Origin of the sequence: Pseudomonas sp. NPDC008258 (genome assembly GCF_042956345.1) — a bacterium.
Lineage (GTDB): Bacteria > Pseudomonadota > Gammaproteobacteria > Pseudomonadales > Pseudomonadaceae > Aquipseudomonas.
Genome location: NZ_JBIBGE010000003.1, coordinates 199,669 through 224,436, shown reverse-complemented (window position 1 = coordinate 224,436; position 24,768 = coordinate 199,669). Strand labels below are relative to the sequence as shown.

The window sequence follows — 24,768 nt, the reverse complement described above, 5'->3', positions numbered from 1 at the left end:
GACTTCAACACTTGTGGAAGGCGGTGAAGCTCATACGTGATTTCGCTCAACGCTTCAGGGCTTCGAATCCATTCAGTTAGCCATGCGATCAGCAGCGGTCGAGTAGTGGGGCAAGGCGCTACCTGCTGTTCAAGCTCGTCGGCTATCTTGGCAAGGAGCTCCAGGTGCGCATCAAGCTCTGAAATCTGATTTGTCATGGACATCACCCTCTTTCAGCTTCTGGCGGGAGCTTGCATCGCTGCCCTTTTTGCCGATATCAGCCAGGGAGCGTCCTCTGTCTGCTCCCCATACCATCGCCCGCGTGACCGTCTCTCCAGGCCGCTTGGCGTAAGCTTCTTCAATCCGGGCTAAGCCAGAGCGCTCATAAATCCCAATGAACAACTGTGTGTCGCCGGTACGGGAAAGCCTTACCTGGACATCCAGCCGTGCTACGTCCACGAGTATTTCCTCATGGGAATGGTGTAGCAGGCTTGGATCGGCCCATGCCCAAAATACAGCTCCGCGATGTCGCATCCTTGCCTCCTTATTACATCTCCATCAGGACAGCCTAGACCGTTTCGTCTGTACGGGAGCTTTCGACATCCCGGGACATTTCAAGCCCAATCCACTACGAGTTGCCTTGATGCTTTCACAGGGTGGGACTAATACTAAAGGACTGCTACGAAGAGGGATGGTCATGCAGACACGCTTTGTTGTAATCCCCGCCATGCCCCAAGAGAGAGAGCGTTTCCCTCGCCGCATAGGTGTCCCGGCTGCCATCGGTGCTGGCTATGACCTCTACGATACGCATGGCAAAACACGGCTGGTCTTGAACTACCCCACTCGGGCGGAAGCGGAGTACGCCTGTGCAAGTCGGAATAGCCAGGAAGGTGCTTGCGGCGCTTGCTTAGTAGTACAGGGATAGCAAAGCTGACCCTGCTAAATGGCCTGCTGCTGCCATGCCTGAGGTGTCATCCCTACAGATCTCATAAACGTCCGACAGAAATGCGGCTGGTCGTAGAAACCACACTCCAGGGCGATCTCGGCGAGCATCAGCGTCGAAGCCTCCAGCAATTCTTTGCTCTTCCTGAGCCGCTGCTCACGCAACCACTGCTGCGGAGAGACCTGTGTGGATTCCTTGAACATTCGCGAGAAATGGCTGCGCGACAGTCCGCATGCTTCGGCAAGTGCGGTGACCGATATGCCGGTATTCAGATGAGCCAACATTATCTGTTTGGCTGTTGTGACTTGCCAGGGTTTGAGCCGCCCCGTCGACTTAATCGCGACGGTGGCTATAACGATGCCGTTAGCACTGTTCATGGGGATCAATTCATCCTGAAAAACCTGAATACGGTTTGATCCGGGCAGCACGGTTCGCTGAAGCCTCTTCTGAGGCTTCAGAAACATTCCCGTCACGATTGGTCACCCGGGTCAGATTGTGCCAGCCCCCGCTTGTTGATCAGAAACCAAGGCTGGGCTGATGCCTCAGATAGATGCGGCCACAGGGGCCAGGGTGGGGCCGTGCTGAACGCGCTCTGGTGCTTTGTGCACCATGGTGTAGGCATAGTCGACGCCCATGCCGTAGGCACCCGAATGCTCTTTGACCAGTTCCATGACTGCATCGTAGGTGTCGCGGTTTTTCCAGTCGCGCTGCCACTCCAGCAGCACCTGTTGCCAGGTTACTGGCACCACCCCTGCCTGGATCATGCGCTGCATGGCGTAGTCGTGAGCCTCCTTGGTCGTGCCACCGGAAGCGTCGGCAACCATGTAGATCTCATAGCCTGCATTGTGCATGGCAGAGGCGGTTGCTGATCGATAAAGATCAGTTGGCTGTTGAGCGGGGTCAGGACTTCAGTGTGTGGATTGCTCATTGTTCTTCCCTATTGCTGAACGGTGGCGAGAGTTTTCGGCGGTTCGTCGCCGAGTGCCAGCACAAGATAGCGAAACACTGAGCGAAGCGGTGGCGCACTTTTGCGCCCTTGGAGTCGCATTAATGCGCCGCAGATGGCGTCCGATCCGGTGCTAGGATCTCGGCCAGTCGGATCACGTCGATCCATTTTTCGCCAAGGAGAATCCAATGGCCGCTTCACGACCTTTCAACGACGACACCGCCTACTGGGGCGTTTCATGGGAGGAGGGCTATGGCTACCCGCAATCGCGGCGAGTTGGGAGCGAGATCTTCATCTCGGGCCAGTTCAACCATGACGAGGATGGCAATCTGGTGGCGCCGGCGCCACTGGATGCTGACGGTCGTCCGAGCGATTTCTCGTCGATGGGGGAACAGATGCGGGTTTCCTACGACAACATTGCCAAGTTGTTGGCCCTGCATGGCGCCACGATGCAGGATGTCGTTGAAGAGACGCTGTATGTGTTGGACATGGACGCGGCCTTTGCCGTTGTCGGCAAGGTGCGCAAGGAGGCCTATGGCACCGAGCGCCCGCAGGCGGCCAGCAACATCATCGGTGTGTCGCGGCTCGCCCAGCGTCCACAGCTGATCGAGATCGTGTGCCGTGCTGTGGTCGGCGCCCAAACCAAGTGACCGGCTTTCCCGGTTTCGACTAAGAAGCCGGGTTGGGCTGCTGACCTTCGACCAGCGGTTTGAGGTCGGCCACGGCAGCCGCGCAGAATGTCATGAATGCTTTCACCCGCCAAGACTTTCTGATGTCCTGGTGGGTAAGCAGCCACAGCTCATCTTGGAGCTCCTGCACCACTGGCCCGACCCGAACCAACCCTGGGGTAATATCGCCCAGCATGCAGGGGAGGAAGCCATAACCGAGGCCCGCCGCAATAGCGGCGCTGGCTGCCGCCACGGAATCGGTGCGGTAAGAAATATTTTCTGGGGGCACCCGACATTCGACGTAGCTCGTTGCCTTCAAACCGGACAGGCCTCCCGAGTAGGATACCCACGACCGCCCCTCAGCGAAGGGGTCGGCAATCGCCGCCTGCCTGACACTGCCATATGGCGCCCAGGCGATGTTGGCGAGCTTGCGACCCACAAGCGTATCTGCCGGTTTTGTGGTCGCACGTATCGCGATGTCCGACTCGTCCCTGGCCAGGCTCAACGTCTGGTTGCCAACCAGCACCTCAATGGTGACTCCCTCATTGAGAGATTTGAAGTCTGCAATGATCGGCGTCAGGAAGTACAGCAACAGCGAATCGCTGGTGGTGATTCGCAGTTTCCCCAGCGGGCCTTGGCCGGCACGGGAAACCCTGCGAGTTACACTGACGATGTCCAGCTCGACTCGCTCGGCCAGAGCTCGCAGCTCAGCACCTTCGGCAGTCAGCAGATACCCCGCCTTGCGATGATCGAAAAGTGCAACGCCAAGCGTCTTCTCAACCTGCGCTACACGGCGCGAGACCGTGGACACATTGATGTCGAGCTTCTTCGCGGTGGCGGCACGGTTGCTACAGTCACTAAGTGTCTTGATGATCCGCAAGTCGTCCCAGGACAGCTGACTGACAGCTTCGCCGACATCCCACTTCGGGCCGTTGGCATTTTCAGGGATGGGCTGTGCACTTCCAGGTGACGGCTTCACGAAAATCATTCCAGGTTGGGAGGGCTGATGATACGAGAAGGTGCTTAGCCAACCAAGGTGTGGTTTGGCGCATGCCAGGAGTGCGGGCAAAAGAAAGCCCGCTGCTAGGCGGGCGAGGTATATCACGTGCTGAAATGCCCTTGCATTGCCGGGTGGGAAGAGCAGGGGTCACCTGATAATTGGCTCCACCAGGGCGCGCGGAGTATCAAGAGGATGCGCAGGCGTTGGTTTCTCAACTTTGTCGCCTGATCGTGCGTCCGAAGAAATTTGATGCGCTTGATGCTCTCAGGCAGTGGAGAGCCAAAAACGCTTATAGTAGACAGAGAAAAATGAAGAGTAAAACCATGAGGATTATCGATACGGATCGCAGAAGCTATATCCCACTGAGAATTGCCTATTTGCTCGTAACGGCCGTGATACTGGTGGGTTCTGCGATGCTGCTGCTTGGCAAAGGAGCGTGGGGTATATTGGCATTTTTCTGCTTGAACACGCCTTTTGTAGTGGTGTCCGTTTACTTGAAGGACGGCAGGCTGAAGCGTTTCAATGATGGCGTTTCTGACTTGGCTGAATTTTTTCGACCCTTCAACTAACTCCGAATTGAAAAGGCGTGAGGATGGACGCCCGCGAGGGCCGCAACGTACCAGGTACTCATGAACGGCTGGCACTCAGTCTTGAGTTCGCTCAGGCGTTCGGAGACTTGGAGGTTGCCAGCGAAACTGGTTGCGCTTTTTGGGCGCTAGTGATGGTAGGGAGGAAAGATCGGGGATGGCATTAACCGCCGCGTCGTGCATCTGCGTTTAGCAGAGATAAGGAAGGGAACCGGCGATCGCTGAATGTGACCTTCGCGAATCGTGGACACTCCCCGCAAGCCCCGAAATCCATGGCCTCCAGCATTCCAATTTGCACTCAGGACACTTTTTGACGGAAAGTGTCCAGGTTGTTTGCAAAGTTTTTCCAGAAAGTGTCCGATTTAACTGGTAGATCCAACTGAAAGTGTCCGCATTAGCCGCGCAAACTGCGGAAAGTGTCCGAATTACCTTACGCTTTTTTTGCCGTCCTGGCCAAGAAGATAGAGTCTAAAGAAAAATTTTGCACAAAAATGATTTGTGATTTCGATGCGAATGTGGCGAGATCACTGAGAACATATCGAAGGCATAGATATGATTTTTGTCAATATATATAATAATACTCCATTATTCGTCTCGTTTGGCAAATTTCTCATAAGCCCAGCTCAACCCATCAAAGCCTGACGCCATCGGGCCCCCAGTATTTTTTTAGGCGTTGACAGCGGTCAAAATAAAATCGCCTAAATTGCCAGTCAATATATGACTAATTCAACTTTCACGCTCTTCGGAGTGGGGCTTGACCTTGCCGGTCTAGGAAGTAAAACTAGCTCGGCTTTCGCAGTGCCGCTCTTTAAAAACCATCAAGTGATAACCACTACCCATAACCAACGGGCAGATGCCATTTACCAATGGCAACTCGTCAAATGGTAGGCGGAATGACAAATCGCAATAAAAAATCTGAAATAGACAGTCAGCCAACGATAGCGCCCGTGCTGGTCGCAAAATCCAAATCGAGCTCAAAGCTAAACCTGGATAGTTCGGATAAGACCATTGCTCGATTCGATCTTGCCAGCGACCGGATTCCGACGATTAAGCTTTATCTTTCCGGTCAAATCAGCGCTGTTGATGCAGCGAGGGCGATCGGTATGAAGCCATCAGGCTTCCATAAAATTATCCGGCGAGTGAGGGCACGTGGCGGTGATCTAAGTGCCGTTACGTCCAGCATGCCCGGACGTCGTCCGACGCCGTCCGAGCTTGGGGGAGAACTTGAGGAGTTGATCGTTGACTCCATCAAGGCCTATGCAGGGAAGGCAGCAACCATCGAACGTGTTTGGGTGACCGCCCAAATGCTTGCTGACGAGCGTGGTCTCAAACGGCCTAGCTATCATGCTGTACGACGGCGGCTTTTGAAGAAGGGCAAGCGGTTCCTGGCTAACATGAAGCTAGGGAAGGTTGATGCTGCTGACATCTTCGAGGCTCGCCCCGGGTACAAGGTTACGTCTCGCCCGCTTGAATGGGTTCAGATCGACCATACCCGTGTCGACATGATTGTCGTGGATGAGCATGATCGGACGGTGATTGATCGCCCTTGGGTTAGCTTTGCTATCTGCATTCATACGAGGGCGATTGTCGGGTTTTACCTGAGCTTACTTCCGCCCAATTCTGTAACAGTAGCGATGCTGATCGAGAACTGCGTCCTTCCCAAAACGGCCATGCTCGCCAGTCTTGGGCTGGATGCAAGCGTCTGGCCTATGCACGGCGTGCCCGAGGTCATACACGCGGATAATGCGGCTGAGTTTCGCTCAGAGGTGCTGAAGGCGAGGTTAAAACGTTTTGGTGTGAGAGTTGAACACCGTGACGTCGGTAAAAAACATCAGGGAGGGCACATCGAGCGCTTGATAGGTACGATGATGCGATCTCATATCCATTTCTTGAGGGGGACAACCTATTCCAATACACAGCAGCGAGGTGATGAGAACAGTGTGGCTAGGGCATCCATCTCTATCACTGCACTTAGGAAGTTCTTCGTCTGTGCCATTCATGCTTATAACGATCGCAAGCATCCGGCGATAAAGATGTTTCCCTCCCAAAAGTGGGATGAGCATTTTGGGAAGCATTCACAGCCTCGTCAGATCGACGATTCTTTGCATGAAGGATTTCGGTACGCACTTTACCCAGAAAGGCCGAAGCTCATCCGCGCAGGCGGGATCGAAATGCACGGACGGTTCTACTATGCACCGTGCCTGCAGAACAAAGTGCGAGAAGAACTAGTAGTTAAGTACGACCCAAATGATCTTTCGAGGATATTCGTAGACCTTGAAGGAGATGGTAACTACGTAAGTATACCAGAGTACAGAAATCAGATGCGGCGTAGCCACGACTATGCCCTGTACAGGGTTGAGCGGCAGGCGAAGGGTGAGCGGGATGGCACCTACTCTGCTGACGCGACCGCGTCTCTTGCTTTGGGCAATGCAATCGTCCAAGAAGAGTATCGGCGGACTGCTCAAAGCAAACGCCAAGCTGCCAAAACGGCAGGCAAACGCGATCAGCGGAATTATACCGAGTCGCTTGATTCCAGGTCTCAAGTCACCACGCAAGCCGAACCTGAGCTTAGGGATCAAACGGAACACTTGGATAGCTTCCTTGACAATGCTGCAACTGCCAAGCCGGCCAGCAACGCAAACCCCAAAACGCCCAACAACACCACAAATCCCAAATCCGAAGGTTCCAAAGTTCGGAAAGGGCGTGCAGCACTTCGATCTGTTGGGGGAGGGCCAAAGGCCTCGGAGCGTTCCTGGCACGGCTTTTCGAGGAGTAACGTGGCAGAGCAGATCGACTTTGATGCGCCACCGACTCTCTACTGAAGCTGGCTTGAGCTGATGAACGACAGGGACTAGGCCTCAGACTGGGATTCAGTCAAGACTCAGTCCCAGACTCACCCCAAACCCAGTCCCAGAATTCAAAATCAGATTCCAAATCCCCGATCCAATCAACAAGTGTGAGGTAAAGAAACCACAATAGTTACTTTCCAACTTCTACACCCTGCATGCAGGGTGCTTAAGATCGTGGTTATCACCTATTCGGCCTGCTTGCGCAGCCCATGCTGCTGATTAGATACAGAATAACTATAAGAATTAGTAAGCATCTAGTCAACGCATCTGCAGGGCGCTACAGAGTGCTACAAAAATAAGCCCGGCAACTTACTAGTACAGCCTAAAACTTTAGTTCAAAGGTATAGCTTGGGCTTCAGCGTGCCTTGTAATCATCAATACCTATTACACATATATCTGGAGATAAATTATGGATCTTTCTCATGTGCACCTCAGCTGCCACAAACTATTTGAACTGAGCAATCATGATCGGGCTATGTCCTGCCTGAAAGATTTTTTCGTTCCGCACTCCTCCGCCGAGCTGTTGTTCAAAAAGATGGACATGATTATGTCCATGCCAAGGAAGGTTGTTGCCCCTTGCTTGTTGGTTTTGGGTAACGGGGGCGTCGGAAAGACGAGCATGATCGAGGAGCTTGGGCGCAGGAATATCACCTCTGTGAACCGAATTGTCACCGTAACGATGCACCAAAACGCGGACAATATGGGTCTGAAGGAGCTGATACTTGCCGAGATGGGGTTGGACACGAGCCGGAGAGCCCGCCAGTCTCGGAGGATCAGTCCGGATCTCCAGCATCTCATCAAGAGCCAGAACATCAAAGCCATTGTTATTGATGAGGTACATGATGCGCTTACGCTCTCGCCTTTCCAGCGAAAGGTCAACCTGTCGCTGCTGAAGAACCTCTCAGGTTCCACTTATGGCCTGTCGGTATTCGCCTTTGGTGTGCCTGACGCCGCCCGTTTCTTAAGGGAGGATCCGCAACTCGCTCGTCGTTATGCAGTTCACGACTTGGAAACTTGGTCGAATGGCCAAGATGTTCGGAATTTCGTGTTCAGCTATATCCACCGGCTGCCCCTGAAAAAGCCGACGGATTTTCGTGACCAGGAGCTCTGCTTGGCCATTGTCGAGAAGTCGCTGGGGATCACCGACAACATCGTCAAGATTCTGCAGGCATCGGCTTGGGCTGCGATCGCAGACGGTACCGAACGCATCACCCTGAAGCATGTCCGTGACGTAGAAGCCATTATGTCGATGGAGCTGGGAACGAGTTTGCAGGGCCTGCACGACGTGAGCATGGAGAAGGACTGCGCGTAATGACGCCCTCTCAAGCTAAAGCTCTAGCTCGGGAAGTATTGGAGGACGATTTCGTCCTCCCGTATTTTTCAGCGGAACAGCGGGACATGATCAAGACTTTAGAACAATCCATCTGCCCCAGAGACCCACTCCCTCAATCAAAGGCAGAGGCACATACAAAAACAGAGGCAAGTACAGAGGCAAACGTGATGCTGATGGATGGTATTTCAGGATGCGGCATCACAACGTTATTCAGAACGCTGCATCAACGTCACCCTAGTAGCATTCAGTTCCTGCAGGGTGATATGTATATCGGCGGATCTGAATTTTTGGATCATTTGTCTGATGCATTCCATGTCAGGCGCAAGTACCATCCCAAAAAGAGAGTGTTGGCGCCGAATTTGGTACGAACTTTGTCGCTCGCATCTCAAAAAATGATTCTGGTCGATGATCTAGATGTATTGGCAAGTGATATTGAGGACTATGACACGGTTTTCGGTGTTATCTGTCTTCTCACAGAAGAAATTCGAGATCTCAAATTTGTAATCTCAACGCGCAGTGCTCTACTCCAAAATAGGTTTGCCAGGTACTTGCGACTTGGTTGGCGCCGCTACACTTTTAGGCGGCGGCTGACGGATGAAGAATACCATGACTTCGCGAGGCGCCTATGGGAGGGATTGAATCGTGAGTACTCGCTCAGCCTTACTACAGAGAGCCTTAGAGCCCCTGAACCACAATTTGGCTTAGATATTCAGGACGTCAATAGGTCTCTCAGGCTGAAGCTAGTAGAGCAATTCCTTTATCAGCAAGGCGCAGTGGCGACACTCAGCACGACGAATGATTTAAATGAGTACGAAAACTATGTCCTCCAGTTTCTCTATACCTGAGCCTTATCCTGATGAAACGCTTTCGTCTTGGATGTACAGGGTGCGTGAGGTCAAGCCTGAGCCTGAAGTGCGAGCGCTTTGGAGCATGCCCTCCGACGCATGGGAAAGCTCAACGCTCCGCGCGCCCTACATCGAAGCTTTAGGAGGCAGAGGTAATGACTATGACTTTGATTTCAGTCTACCAGGGGTCAAGGCGTTTGCAGAATGCTATGAGATCTCGATGGAGTGGATCGAATCCATGTTCCGTCCTTCTGAGACTCAAATCATACCAATCTACTTTCGATCAGATTACTGCCTTGCTTGTATGGAAGAATCGGTGACGGCAACGGGCTTTCCAGTGTATCTCAAAAGCTGGCGATACTTATTGAAGCCCTTTTGTGAGGTGCATGGCTGTGTTCTGCGTAGTGCTGGGAATTATCTGCATGACTCAGTGGATTTTGCGATGGATGTTTTCGAATACGACAGCGCGCGCGGTCATGAGTTGGAGCGGGAAACGAAATGGCTCGAGAAGGACAGGGAAGTACAGCTACTTGCCAGAATGGTCGTTGAACGCGCAGATAAACTAATAAAAGGTTCTCATGATCAGGTAGTGCAGCGTAACGCTGAACACTTTCTGTTGACGCTTCTTCGTCTTACACTGACGGCCGAGGTCGTGGGCGATTACACGTCAGTGCTTAAGTTTAGGGTTCAGTCGAGTAGCGAGTTTGATAATGTAAGCGGGATTGCTCTGTTTCATCAGTTGCCATTGCGCGTAACGGCGATCGCTCGCGCTCGGGCGTTTTATCTGGTAGGCCTGCTGTTGGGGTGGATTACCGACGAGCAAGCTGCGGATGCTCGGCCAGATCATGACCTTTATCTGAGCACGTCGGGATCTTCTTTGTGGCGACGGATTAACTTGTCGCAGGGCCTTCGTACAATGCTACAGCTGTACAGCACTGATTTTCTGGGCGTGGCTTCTTTGAAAAGCTGGAAGTAAGCGCGTGTATAAATATCTCATACCCCTTTACTGGGCTCCCGGTTTGCGCGTCCGTACGGTGCCCGCTAACGACTACGCTATCACGCCAGTCTGTTTCTTGATTGATAGTGCAACTGGCATGATCATTTCATACAGCTTCAGCTATGGTCTGCCACGTTGCAAATTGCACGTCCTCGCACAGCTCGCATTTCAGGAAAAAATTATTCGCTCAGCAGCAGCTAAAAATTTGTACAGGAGTGCCTCAGGGGACATACCTTTAGCGAAGCGCAAGGTACAGACTGATGCGTACCAGTTATCTCTTGAAACACGCAGGTACCCTAGGCCTAATACGTTTGACTGGTCAAAAGCCGGTGTACTTATGGCCCATATGTTTTATGATTGGGACTATGCAGTGCTCAACGAGCTCGATAGTTTCCAGGTAATTAATTCGAGCCAGCTTGTCCGGATTTTGGATCGTCTAGTAGGTCGCTTCAATAGTGCGGTTGACTCCGGTGTCGTCAACTTTTTTGACGCCTGAGCCCGAGCGTCCCGACATGGGATCCCACCAGCTTGCTTGACTAATGTTAGGCTGTGCTGGCCTAGCTAATCTCTATGAGGGGTTCGCAAGATGGTTGACGCCGTAGCATCGGGCCAAGCGCCTTTACTGAATCAAACCACCCTCTGGCGTCTTCCACAGCTTGCTCACCGTCGATTTGGCAAGCCCCAGCAGCTCCGCAGTCTCCTTCTGCGTCTTTCCCTCAGCCTTGCACTGAAGCACCGCTGCTCGATTGGCAGCGCCTGATCGAATGCGACCGTGAACTGACTGAAGCTTGCCGTCGGTGAACTCGCCGTCGAGCTTGCCCAGGACACCTAGCTTCTCAAGCTTAGTGATCTCGCCGGCCAAGTCTTTCAATAATTCCCTCGGGGTCTGGCTACGGACATGAGCGCTGGCCACGGCCACGAGCGCTACAAGATCAACGTCCAATGCAATGGCGATGTCTTCGAGCGAGGACAGGGTAGGGCTGCTTTTCGCGCGCTCGATGTTGTTCATCTGTCGAGCTTCGACCCTGCCATGAAAGTCTTCTTGAGACAGGTTTCGGGCGGTACGTGTCAGCCTCAAGACTGCGGCCAGCGGTTCTCTCAACGACATTTGGAATATCCAAATGCGAGGATAAAGCCATATTGCGCGGTTCGACTCCATGCAATATAGTGCTGTGAAACGAACTGGCTGGCACGCTTGCGCGCTGTTCTGATCGAGGATGTGAAGACCGGGATGCTTCCGCTCCATTGCGCCGGTAGTCCCGGCACGCATGCGCCCTGTGATCCAGCTGCGTCAATTTATAGCTAAAGCTTCAAGGCCAGCGTTTTGCGAATCAGAATCTACTCAGACCTCCACGCCGAGTTCCGCCGTTTCGACCCGCCGCCCCTCGACGCCGGGGTTGACCTGGTAATCCTCGCCGGCGACATCAACAAAAAGGCCAGGGGCGTCCAATGGGCCAACGAGACGTTCGCCTCCCAGGTCGTGTACGTCGCAGGGAACCATGAATATTACGATGGGCACCTTGATCGCACCTTGCAGAAGATGAAGGACGCCGCGGCCGGCCACGTGCATGTTCTGGAAAACGAATCGCTGATTCTGGGGGATGTCAGAATCCTCGGCAGCACAGCATGGACTGACTTCACGTCAACAGGGAACTGGGTCGCGGCTAGCAGTGCCGCTAGGCAGTGCATGAACGACTTTAAGTACATTCGATGTGATTCCAACTACAGACGACTTCGAACGGACGACCTGATTACCCGGAACCGCATCGCCAAGGACTGGCTCACCCAAGAGCTTGCTCGACCATTTGACGGCAAAACGGTAGTGGTGACCCATCACTCACCATCTCCCGTGGTGATTGGTGAGCAGCATGAAGGGCATCTTACTGCAGCGTACACCAACGACTGGCCGCGCTTGATCGAGAAGGCCCATGTGTGGGTGTTCGGTCACACGCATGAGGCTACAGATGTTGAGCTGGCCGGCTGCCGGGTGATTTCAAACCCCCTTGGCTACCCTGGGGAGAGCACCGGTTTTGACCCTTATTTCGAGATCCAAATCTAATGGCCACTTCGGCGATGAAGCACTTTTTTGACCACGCCGTGGAGCCGATAGAGCTCGAGCGCGATCCTCCCTCAGAAGTCATTCAGGCACAGGGCATTTCCTGGGGTGTAATGGTAGACGCTTACCTTGTCAACGCAGCAAGGGCAGGGCAGAGCTACGCCGCGCTCGTTTACTACGATCAGTCCAACGTAAGCTCGAATGGAATGACGGTTGCCACCCCTCCACTTCAGCTGGTTGAGACAAGGGCGGGGTTTAAGCTAATGCGCAGCCTAAGTGGTAAAGATTACTACGTTATCGCTAGCGAGCTAAGCGACCCGGGATGAGCATCCACTTGGGTTGTCTCACTAGCCAGCCTGAAGGCGCTTTCAAGCTGTGGTACTAGGCCAGACGCGGCGAGCACCCCGGATTTAGAGTTCTGAATATTCCGCTGACAGAACCCGCTGGACGGCTTCGTGTGCGCTCGTATTCACGTTGCCTTTTAAATGCACTAAGGAAAATGCATGTCTCTGAAACGAATTGAGCTTACAGTCAAGAATTACAATGTTAAAAACGCTGCTGATATTGATACGCTCTATAGCCAGGTTCGGTGCGAAGACAGTGAAGGGAAGACCTTCTATTTCAAAGAAGTTTGCATGCTGGACTATCTGAAAAGGCACGGAGCGATTGTCACTGACAAGCCTCGTACTTGGTACTACAAGCATTTGAACAAGAAAACCATCGTTCTAGTAGCGTTTCAAAAGTCAGATGGAAAGGTCGAATACGACCTTGATCACCTGCGGCAGATTGCTAAATCCAGCTTTCTCAGAGGGATCGTGTTCGCGGTGGCGGCAATTCCAGCGGGGTTGATCATCGCAACAGCGACTTTTGGTGTCGGGCTACTGTTTACGCCTGTGTGCCTCTTCTATGCATACAGAAGCCTCTTTACAATTCCCCGAATGCTGCGTAGGAGCACGCTGGTAAACGATCTTGCTGCTCATGGAGTGGTTGTGCAGTAACTGCCAGCCTGGACTGCAGCGCGGCGGGGCTTGTTTGAAGTTTGAGTGCTTGCTGATGAGGAGCAATAAATGGCAGCAGCCGTAATCTTTGATCTCTTCGGTACGCTTTTGGAGATTCGAAACCGGCAGAACCCCTATCGGCGGCTTCTCCGCTTGGGCTCCCAGCAGGGGCGCGGCTCTTCACCGGATGACATTCGCTGGATCATGACCAACGCCTGTGGGTTGCAGGAGGCTGCAGATTTTTTTGGAATCAAGCTGTCCTCCATTCAACTCGCTGAGCTTCAAAGATGTCTCGACGACGAAATCGAATCGATCACACCCTTTGAAGATGCGCTGCCAGCGATCGAACTGCTGCGACACCGTAAAATCAGAATCGGTGTGTGCTCGAACTTGGGCGGCCCTTACTGCCCGGCAGTCAGAAGCTTGCTGCCGGGGCTCGATGGCTATGCGCTCAGCGCTGAGGTTGGGCTGATGAAACCTGATGTGGCCATGTACCAGCACATCTGCACCCAACTCGAGGTTGCACCGAGCCAACTCCCAGGATCGAATGCGCCTCAAGTCTTGATGATCGGAGATTCCCGACGATGTGATGCTGATGGCCCCCGGGCAGTCGGCATCGAAGGCCACCATTTGGATCGTAGTGAGGCGGGTCGCATTTGTGATCTTCGTGAGTTTGTTGCAGGCATCAGCAACGGTTGAGCCTTCAAACCGCTCCTTCGCGGTCAACCCCGGGCCAGTGGGCCAGAGAGGCAGCCGCCACTCTCTTCTCCGATGCGAGCCCGAACGGAGCGAGTGGAGAAAGAAATCACCCAGACACCGCTCAATTCATTGTCGTGGTGCCACCGTTGGCCTGGAGTACATTTGTGCTCCTGAGCAATGGGAGATCACCAGATCTGTCTCTGGCCTGTCCTGGAGAGGTTCCGCCCTGTCGAGGGTGGCGGGGCTGATCCTGCCTCCACCGATTAAGGTGGCGACCAAACTCCAGGTTTAAGGTGTAGTCGCCACTGCTCCCCGCTACCGCTACCCGTTGCTCGGGATAGCGCCTTGCCCCAGTCTGTGGCATATAGCCAGTCACATTGCGTTCGGCTTGGAAGCCCAGAGGCCGATAGAAGCCAGGCTTAGGGAGAAGTGGGGATGTACCTTTCAGCGCTGTCTATCCGTAATTTCCGCCAGTTTGGCGATCTGACTCCAGGCTTTGTCATTCACTTCAATGAGGGCGTCACTGCGCTTGTAGGGGAGAATGATGCCGGCAAGACCGCAGTGATCGACGCGATCCGGCACGTCCTGCAGACCCGTGACTCCGACTTCCTGCGCCTTGAACTCGAAGACTTCCATGTCGCAGGGAATGGCGAACCTGCGACTGACATCACTCTGGTTTGCACGCTGTCCGGGTTGTCTACGCTGGAACTCGGAGCTTTTGCTGAGTACGTAACCTTTGCGGGTGGCGTGGGCCAGCTTCATGTGCACTGGTCAGCACGTCGACTCGCGTTGCCGACGGCGTCACGTCGCTGGGTCGACATCCAAGTCCGCTGTGGCGCGCGCGGAGAAGGGCCTGCCTTGGACGTTGGAGCTCGTCAGTTACTGGCTACCGCGTACTTGAAGCCGTTGCGCGATGCTGAACGTGAGATGTCGCCGGGTCGCAACTCTCGCTTGTCCCAAGTCCTGTCCAGCTTTCCGGGGATCGAAACCGGTGACTCCTACGTCGGTACAGCTCCGCCGGAGTCAACAGCCGAGGCTTCTGGCCTGAGTATTGCCGGCATGGGCGATTACATGCGTGAGCTCGTCAGAGGCCACGGAGCAATCAGGGTTGCCCAAGCGACGATCAACGAACGCTACCTGGAACCTCTGTCACTAGCGGGACAGCCACTTCATAGCCATCTCGGCTTCGGCGATAGCGGCAGTGAGACCACAAAGCTCAAACAGATTCTTGAGCGCCTTGAGCTGGGGTTGTTGGACAAGGGCTCGGGGCTTGCAAAGGGCAGTTACGGCCTGGGCTCCAATAATCTGCTGTTCATGGCCTGCGAGCTCCTCCTGCTGGGCAAGGAGCCAGATGGTCTGCCACTTCTGCTGATCGAAGAGCCCGAGGCGCACCTTCATCCGCAGCGCCAACTCAGACTGATGGAGTTCCTGGAGCGAGCCTCGCAGCCTCAAGCCCAAGCTCAGGAACACGTTCAAGAACAAGTGCAGACAAGACCCGTCCAGGTCATTCTGACAACGCACAGCCCCAACCTGAGCTCCAAGATCGCCTTGGAAAAACTGGTGCTCATTCAAGGCCAGCGCGCGTTCTCCATGGCGCAGGGGCGAACCCAGCTGTCGGTTGATGACTATCGGTTTTTGGGTCGTTTCCTGGATGTCACCAAAGCCAGCCTGTTCTTTGCCAAGGGGTTGCTCATCGTTGAAGGGGATGCCGAGGCGATTCTTCTGCCGGCGCTGGCCGGGCTGCTTGGGCGCGACCTGACCGAGCATGGTGTATCGATCATTAATGTCGGCGGGGTCGGTTTGCGTCGGTATGCGCACATCATGCAGCGCGCCGATGAGTCTGAAGGCATCATTCAGATCCCCACAGCCTGCATCACCGACATGGATGTGATGCCTGATTGCGCGCCAGCCATCATGGGGCTGAACCCCAACAAGCGCAGACCCAATGGTAAGCCGGCGCCTCGCCGGTGGCGCATGCTGAGCGACTTCGGCGCGACTGATGTGGAGCGAGAACCCAAGCTAGCGGCTCATCGGCAAAAACGGACACGTGGCGATGGCCAGAACGTGAAAACCTTCGTGGCCAATCATTGGACGCTTGAGTACGACCTGGCTGTCGGGGGACTCATGGATTGGGTACATCGAGCCGCCGTGCTGGCTCTGCATGACGCCAAGATCAACGAGCGTAAGTTGACTCGGGAGAAAGTCCTCGAGAGGGCAAGCAAGGCGCTGGAGGCCCTCAAGACTCGGTACGCCAGCGTCGAGGAGCGTGCCACGGAGATCTACCGTCTTGTGGATTCCGGCTCCAAGTCGATCACCGCACAGCATCTGGTCGACCTGTTGCAACTGGCGGTTGATGAGGGTGAGCTCGATCAGGCGAGCTTGCGTACAGCGCTACCGACCTATGTCGTCGAAGCGATCGACTACGCCACAGGCGGCCCTCTCCTGGCTCAATCACCAGAGTCACCTGCAGCTCCTGCAACCACGGCCGATGTACAAGCAGCCGGCGTAGAGGAACCTGCGTAATGCGGCTCCAGGATCTTGTACCGCCAATCACGGATGCAGACATCGAATGGGTGAGCGGGCTTATGTCGCTGCGCGATCTGGATGAGCCTCGGAAGGCGTTTCTCAAACGTCTCGATACGCTTGATGTGGCGGCATGCCCAGGGAGCGGCAAGACCACCCTAGTGGTTGCTAAGCTCGCCATCCTTGGTCGTCACTGGCGTAGCCGTACTCAGGGGATTTGTGTGCTTTCGCACACCAATGCGGCCCGCGAGGAAATCGAGCGTCGATTGGGCTCCACGGAGGTTGGCCAGAGGCTGCTGCGATACCCCCATTTCATCGACACCATCCATGGTTTTGTCATGCGGTTTTTGGCGTCGCCCTGGCTGCGCTCGAATGGCCACCCGCTGGTAATGATCGATGACGAGGCGACCGGGCGTGCCAGGGGTAGGGCGCTGGGACACGAGCGGAGAAATATGGAGACTTTCCTTGGCAGAAAGGAAAAAAGGCTTGCTGATCTTCGTCTTCAAACGGCTGATTTTTCGAATCCGCTTGGGGGCGTACATTACATTTGCTCACCCGAGGCTCCCTCATACGGAAAGCTAGGGAGAGCCATGGGCGCTGCCGCTTCGGAAGGTTACTTTTGCTATGACGAGGTTTTCACGCTCGGCCATGCCATGATTGAGCAGGAGCCGAATGTCGCTCAGTCGCTGCAAGCTCGGTTCCCCTGTGTGCTCATCGACGAGATGCAGGACACGGATGTAGTGCAGAATCAGCTCTTGAACCACGTGTTTCCACGCGATGCCGTGAATACAGTCGTGGTCAGGGTTGGGGATCCCAATCAGCAGATCTTCGATGGGGACGGTGAATCCGATGGCGCTTTTCCTCATGGAGAGACAATCGATATCTCCACCAGCTTTCGATTCAACCAGGCTATTGCTTCCTTGGCGAACAACTTCGCAGTCGCTCCCATTGCCGGGGGATTGATCGGGAGGGGCAGGGCCGACGATGCTTGTCCAAATACGATCTTTGTCTTCCCTGACAACGATACGAGCGGCGTTCTCGATGCGTTTGCGCAGCTGGTTTCCCGGTGCCTACCTGTTTCGGATCGCAAGGATGGGGTGCATGCGATTGGCGCCGTTCACCGGCTGAAAAAATACAAGGAAGAGCAATTCCCGAAAGCTCTGGAGCACTACTGGAGCGCCTATCGCTCAGATGCCAATAGCTCGAGGTCTACGCCCAAAACATTCGTTGAAGGTATTCGCAGGGCGAGAGCGCATCTGGCCGTTAGCGGTCATGCACACGAAAGCGTTGAAATGATCGCCAAGTGTTTGCTTCAGCTGGCTGAGCGTGCAGGCTTGAGGAGACCTGTCCAGATCAGGACAAGGCTTCACCGCTTCATAGAGCGCGGGTTGGCGTTGAACACGACGCTTCTGGAGGCCTACCAGCGTGGCATCTACCTCTATTTGTTCCATGTCCATCCGCTGCGAGAGGAGCGTTGGGTTCAGAGGCATGTCGTGCTACTTAAGCGCCTAATTGCAGAGTTGCATCCTGGCGAGGCGATCTCCAACGAACCCGAGGTAGAGGCTTACCTGGCGTGGACAGAGCCGCGTCATACGGACGAGTTCGAGATACCCCGTGAAACCATCAACACATACCGATCCGACGAAGGTGCACATGACCCCGTCGACGTCCAACTGTCATCCATGCACGCCGTCAAAGGCAAGACTCATTCGGCGACACTGATCGTGGAAACGTTCAGTGGACAGCATGTCCTGGAAATGATGTTGCCCTGGCTGGAGGGCAAGCCGCTGGTGAAGAAGGAACATCAGGTGACTTACCGGAAGAACAGGATGCTCATGTATGTCGGGATGACCAGGCCTAAGCACTTGCTGTGCTTGGCTGTCCGAACCAGTGCACTGGGTGAAGGAGAGGCGAGAGCTGAGCGAAGGGCAGCGCTCGAAGCGCAGGGATGGGTGATCAATGAGCTCGGTGCGCGAGTGAGTCACTAACCTACGCTCCTGAATGTGGGGCACCGGGAATACTGCGGCGATCGCTGTACAGTAAGCGTCCGGCGAACTCACCTTCCGAACTCCAGCACTAAGGGTGATGGTGTCCGCGTATTTTTTAGCGGACGCGATCACCCTTATCGCCAGGATTTCCATGCGCCAACGAACCTCTTATCCAAAACCATTCAAAGCCCAAGTCGTTCAAGAATGCCTGCAATCTGGCGCAACGGTGTCCAGTGTCGCCATCAGCCACGGCATCAATGCCAACGTCATCCGCAAATGGCTGCCGCTCTATCGAGACCATACCGCAACACCTTCGCTGCCGGCATTTGTCCCGCTGAAGGCTGCACCTAAACGGCTCGCCGACGCGGATGCCGACGCAGCGAGCAACAGCAATATCACAGCTTCTTCCGCATAAATGGGTTTGCTTGACCAAGGACGGATAACTCCAGAAATCATTCACTAAGCGAATGTGTGACGTGCGAACTATCGATTTCCATTCATAGGCCATATAAATCAACATCGATCTCATCCAAACCGAGACACGAGAGGTGCGGTTATGTTTGGGAAGATTTCGATACTCGCATTGGCTCCGATGGGCTTGGCATTACTCGCCGGAGCACTGATTCCGCTCCAAGCCTCAAGCAACGGCGCACTGGGCCGCGAGTTAGGTCATCCACTCTGGGCGGCGCTTACTTCGCTGATCGTCAGCTCAGCGGTACTGATAGCGACCATCGCTGTACTCCGGATACCTCAGCCGAGTATCGCGGAAGCATTACGAGGCCCTTGGTGGCTGTGGATTGGCGGATTCAGCGGCGCGGTGTATGTCGCGATGGCCACCTTCCTGCCACCTAAGCTGGGTGCTTCGAACTACATCTTATTCGTCATGGTGGGCCAGGTGATTGCCGCCATGCTCATCGACCACTTCGGTCTGTTGGGCCTAGCAGTGAAGCCCGTCAACGTCATTCGGCTGGTCGGGATACTCATCGTTCTGTTTGGCCTGATTGTGGTTCAGGTCGGCTCAAACAGAGCGCCTGCGTCGGTGCTGACCAACACAGCATCGCACCCCGTAACCGCAGCCCTCAAATAAACAGATCCTCCCTTTCGGCTGGTCGTCGCTCCAATGGGGCCAGCCTTTTTTATTCAGGTCGATCCGGTTCGCCGATTCGCCCACCGCACGGTGCGTTCGAACAATGGTTCAGCACCCTATTTCCTTAAAACTGGAGAAGCGCTATGAACATCGTAAAACTGCAATTCAGCGATGGCCGTCCAAACGCCGTAGGCCTGGAAGACGTAAATGCTGTGCTCCGAACCGTAGGTGTTCGTGCCAGCACTGTCGATATCCCTGACGCTGCCAAGCCAATCTTGAAGGCATCACAGTCGCGGACTGTAACCGAAGCCGAGCAAGAAGAACTGATCAAGCTCTTCAGCCTGAACCGCGCAGAGCTTCTGGAACAGATTGAACTGGCTGGCCGAGTACCTGAAACGCCACGGGGCGGCCTGCTCAGCACCCGCCAACCCAATGTCGCTCCTTACCCAAAGGTTTACGACATGTTGGCCATCCCTGACGATTACCGCGCCACAGTGCTGGAAACTTTCGGTCGCTTCCACGTGAACATGGCTCAAAACGGCGTAGGTATCGATGAGGTGATGACGGTCGTTTCGGGTGGGCCGTTCACCTGGATGTTCGCGCTCCCGGACAGTGTCGTAGTACGGCTCACAGTAGGCCCGGCGAGTGAGGAAACAGCGATCCGCTTGAGTTATCCAGGCATGGGCATCCACGCTGGTTACATGGATGCCAAGCAAGGGCTAGTCGTGGCGTATGCTCATGGCCCCGAGGAGTTCGACATCCACTACGACGAGCCAACAGCTCCCAACGCGCAACTGTTGAACACCAATCCCTGGGTGGATTTCTCCGGCGACATGCCCACCCTGTTCGACAAGATCAACTAATCACGTTGTACCCGCCCTCGCACCGAAGGTACGGGGGCGCTTTCTGCCTGAGGAGCAACCCAGTGTCTATTTTCAAAGTTCAACACATCGACCACGTTGTTCTGCGCGTTGAAGACATGGAGCGAAGTCTTGAGTTCTACATTGAGGTATTGGGATGCTCGATCAAGAAACGAAATGAAGAATACGAGATGATCCATCTCGCGGCAGGGAGTTCGATGATTGATCTGGTAGATGTCCATGGCCCGCTAGGCGCGATGGGCGGCGGTGCGCCAGGCAAGGAGCGTCGCAACGTCGATCATTTTTGTCTTCGCGTCGAGCCCTTTGATGAGGATGCGATCCTTACTCACTTGGAGTGGCACGGCATCGCTGCCGATAACGCGATGACTCGCTATGGAGCACAAGGTGTCGGCCCCTCGATCTACTGCTTCGATCCGGACGGGAATCAAATTGAGCTTAAAGGCCCGGCACAGCCAGGAACAGCATGAGCCATAGTCAGGTGCTCTGACTGCAATCCAGGATCGCTTTTCGAAGCCATTGATTCGCGGGATCTGCCTCTTTACGCACGTGCCAGGCTTGCTGATATGACAGGACTGGGAGATCCAGAGGGGCCTCGAATGTTCGTAGGGTCGGATATCTGTCGAGCCCGCTCACAGCCCAACTCGCTACCGTCAAAATGAGATCTGTACCTGCTATCAGTTCGATTGCAGCGCTCCAGTGAGGAAGCGCAACGGCGATTCTTCGCCGGACACCCAGGTTGGCAAGAACTCTTTCGATCTCGTCATTAGCGTCAGGACGCAGGGCTAGCATCACATGAGGACGGTTTAGCCATTCCTCGAATGTGAGATGTCCGCATTCTGGGAGCGCACTTTTATCGGCGAGACTCACAAAGCGCTCTGGAAACAACTCTTGCACCTGGATGCCTTCGGGATACTCCGGAAAGATACCGAGGGCTACATCGAGTTCACCATCAGCCAGCTGCGCCATCATGGTCTCACGGCTCGCCTGGCTGACGGCCAGATCCACTCCCGGCGCTACGCTTCGGACATGACGTACCAAGCTTGGAAGTACACGTCGCGTAGCATAGTCCGACAGTGACAGCCGGAACCTCGCTTGCGATTTACCTGGATCGAATTCTGAAGCTCCTAAGAGATCGTTGAGGTGCCTCAGGGCCTGCTCAAGCGGGCCCAACAAGCTTTGCGCTCTAGCGGTCAGTACCAACTGGCCATCGCGACGAATCAGCAGCTGGTCGTCGAAGTGCGCCCGGAGCTGGGCCAGCGCATGACTGACGGCTGGCTGGCTCTTGTGCAGCCGAACCGACGCACGAGTCACATGTCGCTCCAGCAACAAGGCATGGAGGGTCAGTAGCAGATTGAGGTCGATTCTACGTAGCTCTTCCAGCATTTGACTCGAATCTTTGCATTGGGGTCAAAGGAGCCTATCAAACGGTAGCGAACGATGACAGATCGTTGCTTCGTAGCTGGATAAAGCTTCCGCGTCGATGGGGTACCCCATTTTGCGTTGCTGCTAGCAGTACGCAATTTCTGCCTGGTTTGGCAGGTGTCTTTACCGGACGGTTACGTTCGGCTCACCGGCTGCAATGGGTCGATAGCAGACTGTGGGAGGTGGGTGTACGTGGAGGCCAGGACGGATCATCGTCGGCAGAACGCCAGAGAGTCTAAAGCTGTTTGAAAAACCTTTCGGTTTCAGTGTGTGAAAATCCTTGAGTCCGCAATCATTAGAGGGAGTAAGTCCTGCTAGAGAAAAGCGTTGTCCGGCCGATACAGGCTTTCTGAAGATGGAACTCAAATAGGCTTAGATGATGCTCGACAAGGATAGGTACGATTTGGTTTACACGAGCGCAGCTGATCTTGGTGACGCACATAGGCCGCGCCTGAACAGCGTGGTGATCGATGGACTGGGCGGATCAGTGGGTGAAATGTTTCCTGGCTTTGCAGCAGCCTTTCCTCGTACCGTTACGGCGATCGAGCGTGAGTAGGCTTTGCCGGTAGTCTTGTTCGAGCGTTTTAAGGGTACCTGGATAGCATCGCTGGCGGCTGAAGCGCGGGCGCTCAATCTGTTTTTCCACCTAGTGCCCGAAACGCTTGAAACCGAAGGGCCTATATTCGAGCGCAACTGTGCGATGCTGCCCCCGCGCTGGAAGGAGCTGTATCGCTATTTCTGGTCTTTTATGTTGACCGAACGTTCCTATTGCTCCATGGATTGGACCAACACCCCGTTTTCCTACAGCGGACGCCTGACAATCGAGCGTTATCGAGTACTGCGCGGGGTGAAAAAGGTGTTGGTCAGGGATTTCGTCAAAAGCATCCAGGCGAGTTCCGTGCACTACCTGTATTGCTGGCTGTTGACTGATGCGGGCGATGCCCTGTTTCTTGACGAAGGCACGTGCGACGGAAAAGTCTATCACGTCAAGAACGGTGACTTGGCTGGTTATCGTTTGCTCGATGATCCGGAGACTGTGCTGGACAACTACTTGGCGCACTACGTGACGACGCAATCGCCAGAGGCTTTTGACTTCAGGGCGTAAAGGCGATGAGCTGCAGGTCTGAGGCAAGCGATACCAATTTGGAGCGGCAGCTTCTCCAACTCCCTTCAGCCCGAGGTGGGCTCATCTTTGCTCGGTTTGGGCATAAATGGGCAGGCGTTATCCTTTAACGAGGATGATATGCTCCGCCGTTTACCAGACAGGGAACGTGGTAATGGGCAAAAGGCTGGAAGCTGTTCGGGAGTGGATGACGCCACGGAGGCGTTTCTGGGCAGGCGTTACTTTGTACGCAGCCAGCATTATCGTGCCGGTAGTCAGCCCCGGCACGAGCGTAGGTTGGCTGATTGGGCCTGCCAGCGTTTTCATCGTGGGTAGCTTCATGTCCGTGGCGAATGGCAAACGAACCAGCCAGCCAGAGCCGCCGAAGCGGAAGGCCAAAAAGGGCTTTGGCAGCAGGGTCGTTGCTGGATTCTTTATTGCCGTGGTGTTGTGGGTGGCGTTCGGCCTCTATCTCTGCAACACGTCGCAAAGCAATGAAGATGCTCAGGTCCGGGAGGCAGTTGAAGGATGCCACGAGGAGGCGGACAGCTATTCTGGCCCGGCGCTGGGTAAGCACGTCATCGAAGACGTCTGCCGAAAGCTGGAGGCCGAATTGCGCAAGCCATTGAGCGAAACATGAAAAAAGTGAAAGCACCCGGAAACGCCAGGGTGCTGGAACAGTTATTGCTGTAACCCTGAGACATTGAGCACGCGGAGAGCGCCAAAATGACTCAGGATGACCGCTATTACATGGTTTTCGTTGTGGTTGCCGTGCTGGTCCTGGACCTGGCAGCGACCTTGGTGTTTCTGAAGGCTATCGCCTGACCCCGATAGTGGGCTCGGCAATACGCGAAGTTGGGGCTGTTTGCCATCAGCGCATGACGGCCGCAACATGAAATCTTGCAGTGAAGAAGACCAGCGGCTACCCGCCGGCTGAACATCCAGCCCTTGTGCAGTCCAACGTATGCAAGGCCTGGTTTCACCTGGCCGGAGGTAAGCACATGAAACGCAAGACTGCATGGGTCGTCGTGGTGTCAGGGTTACTGTTGCTCAGTGGATGCTGGCCGTATTGGCACGATGGCAGGCATCACCGTCATTACTATGACGGCGACCATCATGGTCAGGAGTACCGCCGCTACTGATGGTGTAGATAACGTTCAGGGCACCACAAGTTCTCCCTAACCCATATAGCAAACAAACATATGGCCTGCCCGTGCTTGAGCAGTAACATGGGCGAACGAAAACTAAAAAAGGGCTTGGCAACACTTTCCCAGATTTGCGATGGGGGCAGCAGGAGCGTGTCGCGTGAAGAGCTCAAGATCGCTAGCAGGTGCTTTACTTTTTCCCGCATTAGCCACATTGCTTATGGCCGGTTGTGCACAAAACCGTGACGTGCGAGACGGCCATGATTATACCTCTGGCTCCACCGAGAAAAGTCCACCCGCCTACCTGGGGTGCGTAAAGGGCGAACTTCCAGGCAATGTGAAAGCCTACGAGGTCGACGGCAACAACACGGTCAGATTGTTCATCGAAAGTACCGACCCCAGCAAGGCAGATGGCCTGGTCGAACTGCGCAGCACGGGAACCCGCCACCAGTTCACGGCTTATCAACGCGATGCCTGGTACGACCATGGCAGGTTGCTGGATGCCGCCTTGATGTGTTCCAAAGCGTGATCCAATAAACCCTATTGCACAAAAAGCCCGCCAGCGAGAGCGGGCTTTTTGTGCGGGTGCCGGTCGCAAAACTCGATTGGTGCCGGTTTGCCAGGTATCAGTATCGGCCACAACAGCGTAGTCGCCGCAAACAGCGTGGTGACCCAGGATGTCCCACCGAACGCGCTTTACGCCGGTTCACCGGCGAAGTT

Annotated in this window: 27 protein-coding genes and 1 pseudogene; 22 read left to right on the top strand and 6 right to left on the bottom strand. The window is 54.7% G+C overall.

Annotated elements, in window-relative coordinates; all coding sequences use genetic code 11:
- Positions 1 to 171: 171 nt before the first annotated feature.
- On the bottom strand, positions 172 to 513 hold the full coding sequence (locus ACFY9W_RS03915; RefSeq protein WP_391126025.1) for a hypothetical protein: 342 nt from the start codon (positions 511 to 513) through the stop codon (positions 172 to 174).
- Positions 514 to 670: 157 nt separating this feature from the next.
- Here ACFY9W_RS03915 and ACFY9W_RS03910 point away from each other — a divergent pair, with 157 nt between their 5' ends.
- On the top strand, positions 671 to 904 hold the full coding sequence (locus ACFY9W_RS03910) for a hypothetical protein (protein WP_391126022.1): 234 nt from the start codon (positions 671 to 673) through the stop codon (positions 902 to 904).
- A gap of 14 nt (positions 905 to 918) precedes the next feature.
- Here ACFY9W_RS03910 and ACFY9W_RS03905 read toward each other — a convergent pair whose 3' ends face one another.
- Positions 919 to 1,299: a helix-turn-helix domain-containing protein gene (locus tag ACFY9W_RS03905; protein ID WP_391126147.1), complete on the bottom strand. Its 381-nt coding sequence runs from the start codon at positions 1,297 to 1,299 to the stop codon at positions 919 to 921.
- Between the two features lie 165 nt (positions 1,300 to 1,464).
- Positions 1,465 to 1,776: pseudogene (locus ACFY9W_RS03900) on the bottom strand (isochorismatase family protein); the annotation flags it as partial.
- A 280-nt stretch (positions 1,777 to 2,056) separates the two neighbouring features.
- On the opposite strand from ACFY9W_RS03900, the gene ACFY9W_RS03895 reads away from it, so the two are divergent.
- Complete coding sequence (locus tag ACFY9W_RS03895) at positions 2,057 to 2,518, top strand: Rid family hydrolase (RefSeq protein WP_391126019.1); 462 nt, start codon at positions 2,057 to 2,059, stop codon at positions 2,516 to 2,518.
- Positions 2,519 to 2,537: 19 nt separating this feature from the next.
- Here the strand turns inward: ACFY9W_RS03895 and ACFY9W_RS03890 are convergent, their stop codons facing one another.
- Positions 2,538 to 3,524: a LysR substrate-binding domain-containing protein gene (locus ACFY9W_RS03890; RefSeq protein WP_391126016.1), complete on the bottom strand. Its 987-nt coding sequence runs from the start codon at positions 3,522 to 3,524 to the stop codon at positions 2,538 to 2,540.
- Between the two features lie 215 nt (positions 3,525 to 3,739).
- On the opposite strand from ACFY9W_RS03890, the gene ACFY9W_RS03885 reads away from it, so the two are divergent.
- From ACFY9W_RS03885 to ACFY9W_RS03860, 6 genes are all read left to right on the top strand, one after another.
- A complete protein-coding gene (locus tag ACFY9W_RS03885) occupies positions 3,740 to 4,105 on the top strand; it encodes a hypothetical protein (RefSeq protein ID WP_391126013.1) in 366 nt (121 codons plus the stop codon).
- Positions 4,106 to 5,016: 911 nt separating this feature from the next.
- A complete protein-coding gene (locus tag ACFY9W_RS03880) occupies positions 5,017 to 6,945 on the top strand; it encodes a Mu transposase C-terminal domain-containing protein (protein WP_391126010.1) in 1,929 nt (642 codons plus the stop codon).
- A 436-nt stretch (positions 6,946 to 7,381) separates the two neighbouring features.
- On the top strand, positions 7,382 to 8,284 hold the full coding sequence (locus ACFY9W_RS03875) for a TniB family NTP-binding protein (RefSeq protein ID WP_391126007.1): 903 nt from the start codon (positions 7,382 to 7,384) through the stop codon (positions 8,282 to 8,284).
- Complete coding sequence (locus ACFY9W_RS03870) at positions 8,284 to 9,150, top strand: hypothetical protein (RefSeq protein ID WP_391126004.1); 867 nt, start codon at positions 8,284 to 8,286, stop codon at positions 9,148 to 9,150. The genes ACFY9W_RS03875 and ACFY9W_RS03870 overlap by 1 nt, the downstream gene beginning before the upstream one ends.
- Positions 9,125 to 10,126, top strand: coding sequence for a hypothetical protein (locus tag ACFY9W_RS03865; protein ID WP_391126002.1), 1,002 nt, complete (start codon positions 9,125 to 9,127; stop codon positions 10,124 to 10,126). The genes ACFY9W_RS03870 and ACFY9W_RS03865 overlap by 26 nt, the downstream gene beginning before the upstream one ends.
- A gap of 118 nt (positions 10,127 to 10,244) precedes the next feature.
- The gene (locus ACFY9W_RS03860) at positions 10,245 to 10,643 is read left to right on the top strand and encodes a hypothetical protein (RefSeq protein ID WP_391125999.1); all 399 of its coding nucleotides are present in this window, start codon (positions 10,245 to 10,247) and stop codon (positions 10,641 to 10,643) included.
- Positions 10,644 to 10,766: 123 nt separating this feature from the next.
- On the opposite strand, the gene ACFY9W_RS03855 is transcribed toward ACFY9W_RS03860, so the two are convergent.
- Positions 10,767 to 11,156, bottom strand: a complete 390-nt coding sequence (locus tag ACFY9W_RS03855; RefSeq protein ID WP_391125996.1) for a helix-turn-helix domain-containing protein — start codon at positions 11,154 to 11,156, stop codon at positions 10,767 to 10,769.
- 315 nt (positions 11,157 to 11,471) lie between these two features.
- Here ACFY9W_RS03855 and ACFY9W_RS03850 point away from each other — a divergent pair, with 315 nt between their 5' ends.
- The 10 genes from ACFY9W_RS03850 (at position 11,472) to ACFY9W_RS03805 (ending at position 20,846) form a co-directional block, all read left to right on the top strand.
- Positions 11,472 to 12,206, top strand: a complete 735-nt coding sequence (locus ACFY9W_RS03850; protein ID WP_391125993.1) for a metallophosphoesterase — start codon at positions 11,472 to 11,474, stop codon at positions 12,204 to 12,206.
- On the top strand, positions 12,206 to 12,529 hold the full coding sequence (locus ACFY9W_RS03845) for a hypothetical protein (protein WP_391125990.1): 324 nt from the start codon (positions 12,206 to 12,208) through the stop codon (positions 12,527 to 12,529). The genes ACFY9W_RS03850 and ACFY9W_RS03845 overlap by 1 nt, the downstream gene beginning before the upstream one ends.
- Before the next feature lie 177 nt (positions 12,530 to 12,706).
- Positions 12,707 to 13,201, top strand: a complete 495-nt coding sequence (locus tag ACFY9W_RS03840) for a hypothetical protein (protein WP_391125987.1) — start codon at positions 12,707 to 12,709, stop codon at positions 13,199 to 13,201.
- A 69-nt stretch (positions 13,202 to 13,270) separates the two neighbouring features.
- Positions 13,271 to 13,900 carry an HAD-IA family hydrolase gene (locus ACFY9W_RS03835; protein ID WP_391125984.1) on the top strand — a complete coding sequence of 210 codons (630 nt, stop codon included), beginning with the start codon at positions 13,271 to 13,273 and terminating at the stop codon, positions 13,898 to 13,900.
- A gap of 435 nt (positions 13,901 to 14,335) precedes the next feature.
- Positions 14,336 to 16,423: an AAA family ATPase gene (locus ACFY9W_RS03830; protein ID WP_391125981.1), complete on the top strand. Its 2,088-nt coding sequence runs from the start codon at positions 14,336 to 14,338 to the stop codon at positions 16,421 to 16,423.
- On the top strand, positions 16,423 to 18,411 hold the full coding sequence (locus tag ACFY9W_RS03825) for a UvrD-helicase domain-containing protein (RefSeq protein ID WP_391125978.1): 1,989 nt from the start codon (positions 16,423 to 16,425) through the stop codon (positions 18,409 to 18,411). The genes ACFY9W_RS03830 and ACFY9W_RS03825 overlap by 1 nt, the downstream gene beginning before the upstream one ends.
- A gap of 151 nt (positions 18,412 to 18,562) precedes the next feature.
- Positions 18,563 to 18,826, top strand: coding sequence for an IS66-like element accessory protein TnpA (tnpA, locus tag ACFY9W_RS03820; RefSeq protein ID WP_391125975.1), 264 nt, complete (start codon positions 18,563 to 18,565; stop codon positions 18,824 to 18,826).
- Positions 18,827 to 18,967: 141 nt separating this feature from the next.
- Positions 18,968 to 19,498: a DMT family transporter gene (locus tag ACFY9W_RS03815; RefSeq protein WP_391125972.1), complete on the top strand. Its 531-nt coding sequence runs from the start codon at positions 18,968 to 18,970 to the stop codon at positions 19,496 to 19,498.
- Between the two features lie 143 nt (positions 19,499 to 19,641).
- Positions 19,642 to 20,361: a hypothetical protein gene (locus ACFY9W_RS03810; RefSeq protein ID WP_391125969.1), complete on the top strand. Its 720-nt coding sequence runs from the start codon at positions 19,642 to 19,644 to the stop codon at positions 20,359 to 20,361.
- A gap of 62 nt (positions 20,362 to 20,423) precedes the next feature.
- Entirely contained in the window at positions 20,424 to 20,846 is a 423-nt protein-coding gene (locus tag ACFY9W_RS03805) for a VOC family protein (protein WP_391125966.1), read from the top strand.
- Between the two features lie 7 nt (positions 20,847 to 20,853).
- Here the strand turns inward: ACFY9W_RS03805 and ACFY9W_RS03800 are convergent, their stop codons facing one another.
- Positions 20,854 to 21,759: a LysR substrate-binding domain-containing protein gene (locus ACFY9W_RS03800; protein WP_391126144.1), complete on the bottom strand. Its 906-nt coding sequence runs from the start codon at positions 21,757 to 21,759 to the stop codon at positions 20,854 to 20,856.
- Positions 21,760 to 22,360: 601 nt separating this feature from the next.
- Between ACFY9W_RS03800 and ACFY9W_RS03795 the strand changes: the two genes are divergently transcribed.
- The 4 genes from ACFY9W_RS03795 (at position 22,361) to ACFY9W_RS03780 (ending at position 24,577) form a co-directional block, all read left to right on the top strand.
- A complete protein-coding gene (locus ACFY9W_RS03795; protein WP_391125963.1) occupies positions 22,361 to 22,906 on the top strand; it encodes a hypothetical protein in 546 nt (181 codons plus the stop codon).
- A 172-nt stretch (positions 22,907 to 23,078) separates the two neighbouring features.
- Entirely contained in the window at positions 23,079 to 23,543 is a 465-nt protein-coding gene (locus ACFY9W_RS03790; protein ID WP_391125960.1) for a hypothetical protein, read from the top strand.
- Between the two features lie 361 nt (positions 23,544 to 23,904).
- Complete coding sequence (locus ACFY9W_RS03785; protein WP_391125957.1) at positions 23,905 to 24,045, top strand: hypothetical protein; 141 nt, start codon at positions 23,905 to 23,907, stop codon at positions 24,043 to 24,045.
- A 163-nt stretch (positions 24,046 to 24,208) separates the two neighbouring features.
- A complete protein-coding gene (locus ACFY9W_RS03780; RefSeq protein WP_391125954.1) occupies positions 24,209 to 24,577 on the top strand; it encodes a hypothetical protein in 369 nt (122 codons plus the stop codon).
- Positions 24,578 to 24,768 lie beyond the last annotated feature (191 nt).

Excerpts from the sequence above, each read along its gene's own strand:
- ACFY9W_RS03915 (WP_391126025.1), bottom strand. The coding sequence starts at position 513 with ATGCGACATCGCGGAGCTGTATTTTGGGCATGGGCCGATCCAAGCCTG.
- ACFY9W_RS03875 (WP_391126007.1), top strand. The coding sequence starts at position 7,382 with ATGGATCTTTCTCATGTGCACCTCAGCTGCCACAAACTATTTGAACTG.
- ACFY9W_RS03840 (WP_391125987.1), top strand. The coding sequence starts at position 12,707 with ATGTCTCTGAAACGAATTGAGCTTACAGTCAAGAATTACAATGTTAAA.
- ACFY9W_RS03890 (WP_391126016.1), bottom strand. The coding sequence starts at position 3,524 with ATGATTTTCGTGAAGCCGTCACCTGGAAGTGCACAGCCCATCCCTGAA.
- ACFY9W_RS03810 (WP_391125969.1), top strand. The coding sequence starts at position 19,642 with ATGAACATCGTAAAACTGCAATTCAGCGATGGCCGTCCAAACGCCGTA.
- ACFY9W_RS03835 (WP_391125984.1), top strand. The coding sequence starts at position 13,271 with ATGGCAGCAGCCGTAATCTTTGATCTCTTCGGTACGCTTTTGGAGATT.
- ACFY9W_RS03845 (WP_391125990.1), top strand. The coding sequence starts at position 12,206 with ATGGCCACTTCGGCGATGAAGCACTTTTTTGACCACGCCGTGGAGCCG.
- ACFY9W_RS03790 (WP_391125960.1), top strand. The coding sequence starts at position 23,079 with ATGGGCAAAAGGCTGGAAGCTGTTCGGGAGTGGATGACGCCACGGAGG.
- ACFY9W_RS03860 (WP_391125999.1), top strand. The coding sequence starts at position 10,245 with ATGATCATTTCATACAGCTTCAGCTATGGTCTGCCACGTTGCAAATTG.
- ACFY9W_RS03830 (WP_391125981.1), top strand. The coding sequence starts at position 14,336 with ATGTACCTTTCAGCGCTGTCTATCCGTAATTTCCGCCAGTTTGGCGAT.
- ACFY9W_RS03825 (WP_391125978.1), top strand. The coding sequence starts at position 16,423 with ATGCGGCTCCAGGATCTTGTACCGCCAATCACGGATGCAGACATCGAA.
- tnpA (WP_391125975.1), top strand. The coding sequence starts at position 18,563 with ATGCGCCAACGAACCTCTTATCCAAAACCATTCAAAGCCCAAGTCGTT.
- ACFY9W_RS03905 (WP_391126147.1), bottom strand. The coding sequence starts at position 1,299 with ATGAACAGTGCTAACGGCATCGTTATAGCCACCGTCGCGATTAAGTCG.
- ACFY9W_RS03785 (WP_391125957.1), top strand. The coding sequence starts at position 23,905 with ATGAAACGCAAGACTGCATGGGTCGTCGTGGTGTCAGGGTTACTGTTG.
- ACFY9W_RS03880 (WP_391126010.1), top strand. The coding sequence starts at position 5,017 with ATGACAAATCGCAATAAAAAATCTGAAATAGACAGTCAGCCAACGATA.
- ACFY9W_RS03865 (WP_391126002.1), top strand. The coding sequence starts at position 9,125 with ATGTCCTCCAGTTTCTCTATACCTGAGCCTTATCCTGATGAAACGCTT.
- ACFY9W_RS03910 (WP_391126022.1), top strand. The coding sequence starts at position 671 with ATGGTCATGCAGACACGCTTTGTTGTAATCCCCGCCATGCCCCAAGAG.
- ACFY9W_RS03855 (WP_391125996.1), bottom strand. The coding sequence starts at position 11,156 with ATGAACAACATCGAGCGCGCGAAAAGCAGCCCTACCCTGTCCTCGCTC.
- ACFY9W_RS03870 (WP_391126004.1), top strand. The coding sequence starts at position 8,284 with ATGACGCCCTCTCAAGCTAAAGCTCTAGCTCGGGAAGTATTGGAGGAC.
- ACFY9W_RS03815 (WP_391125972.1), top strand. The coding sequence starts at position 18,968 with ATGTTTGGGAAGATTTCGATACTCGCATTGGCTCCGATGGGCTTGGCA.
- ACFY9W_RS03895 (WP_391126019.1), top strand. The coding sequence starts at position 2,057 with ATGGCCGCTTCACGACCTTTCAACGACGACACCGCCTACTGGGGCGTT.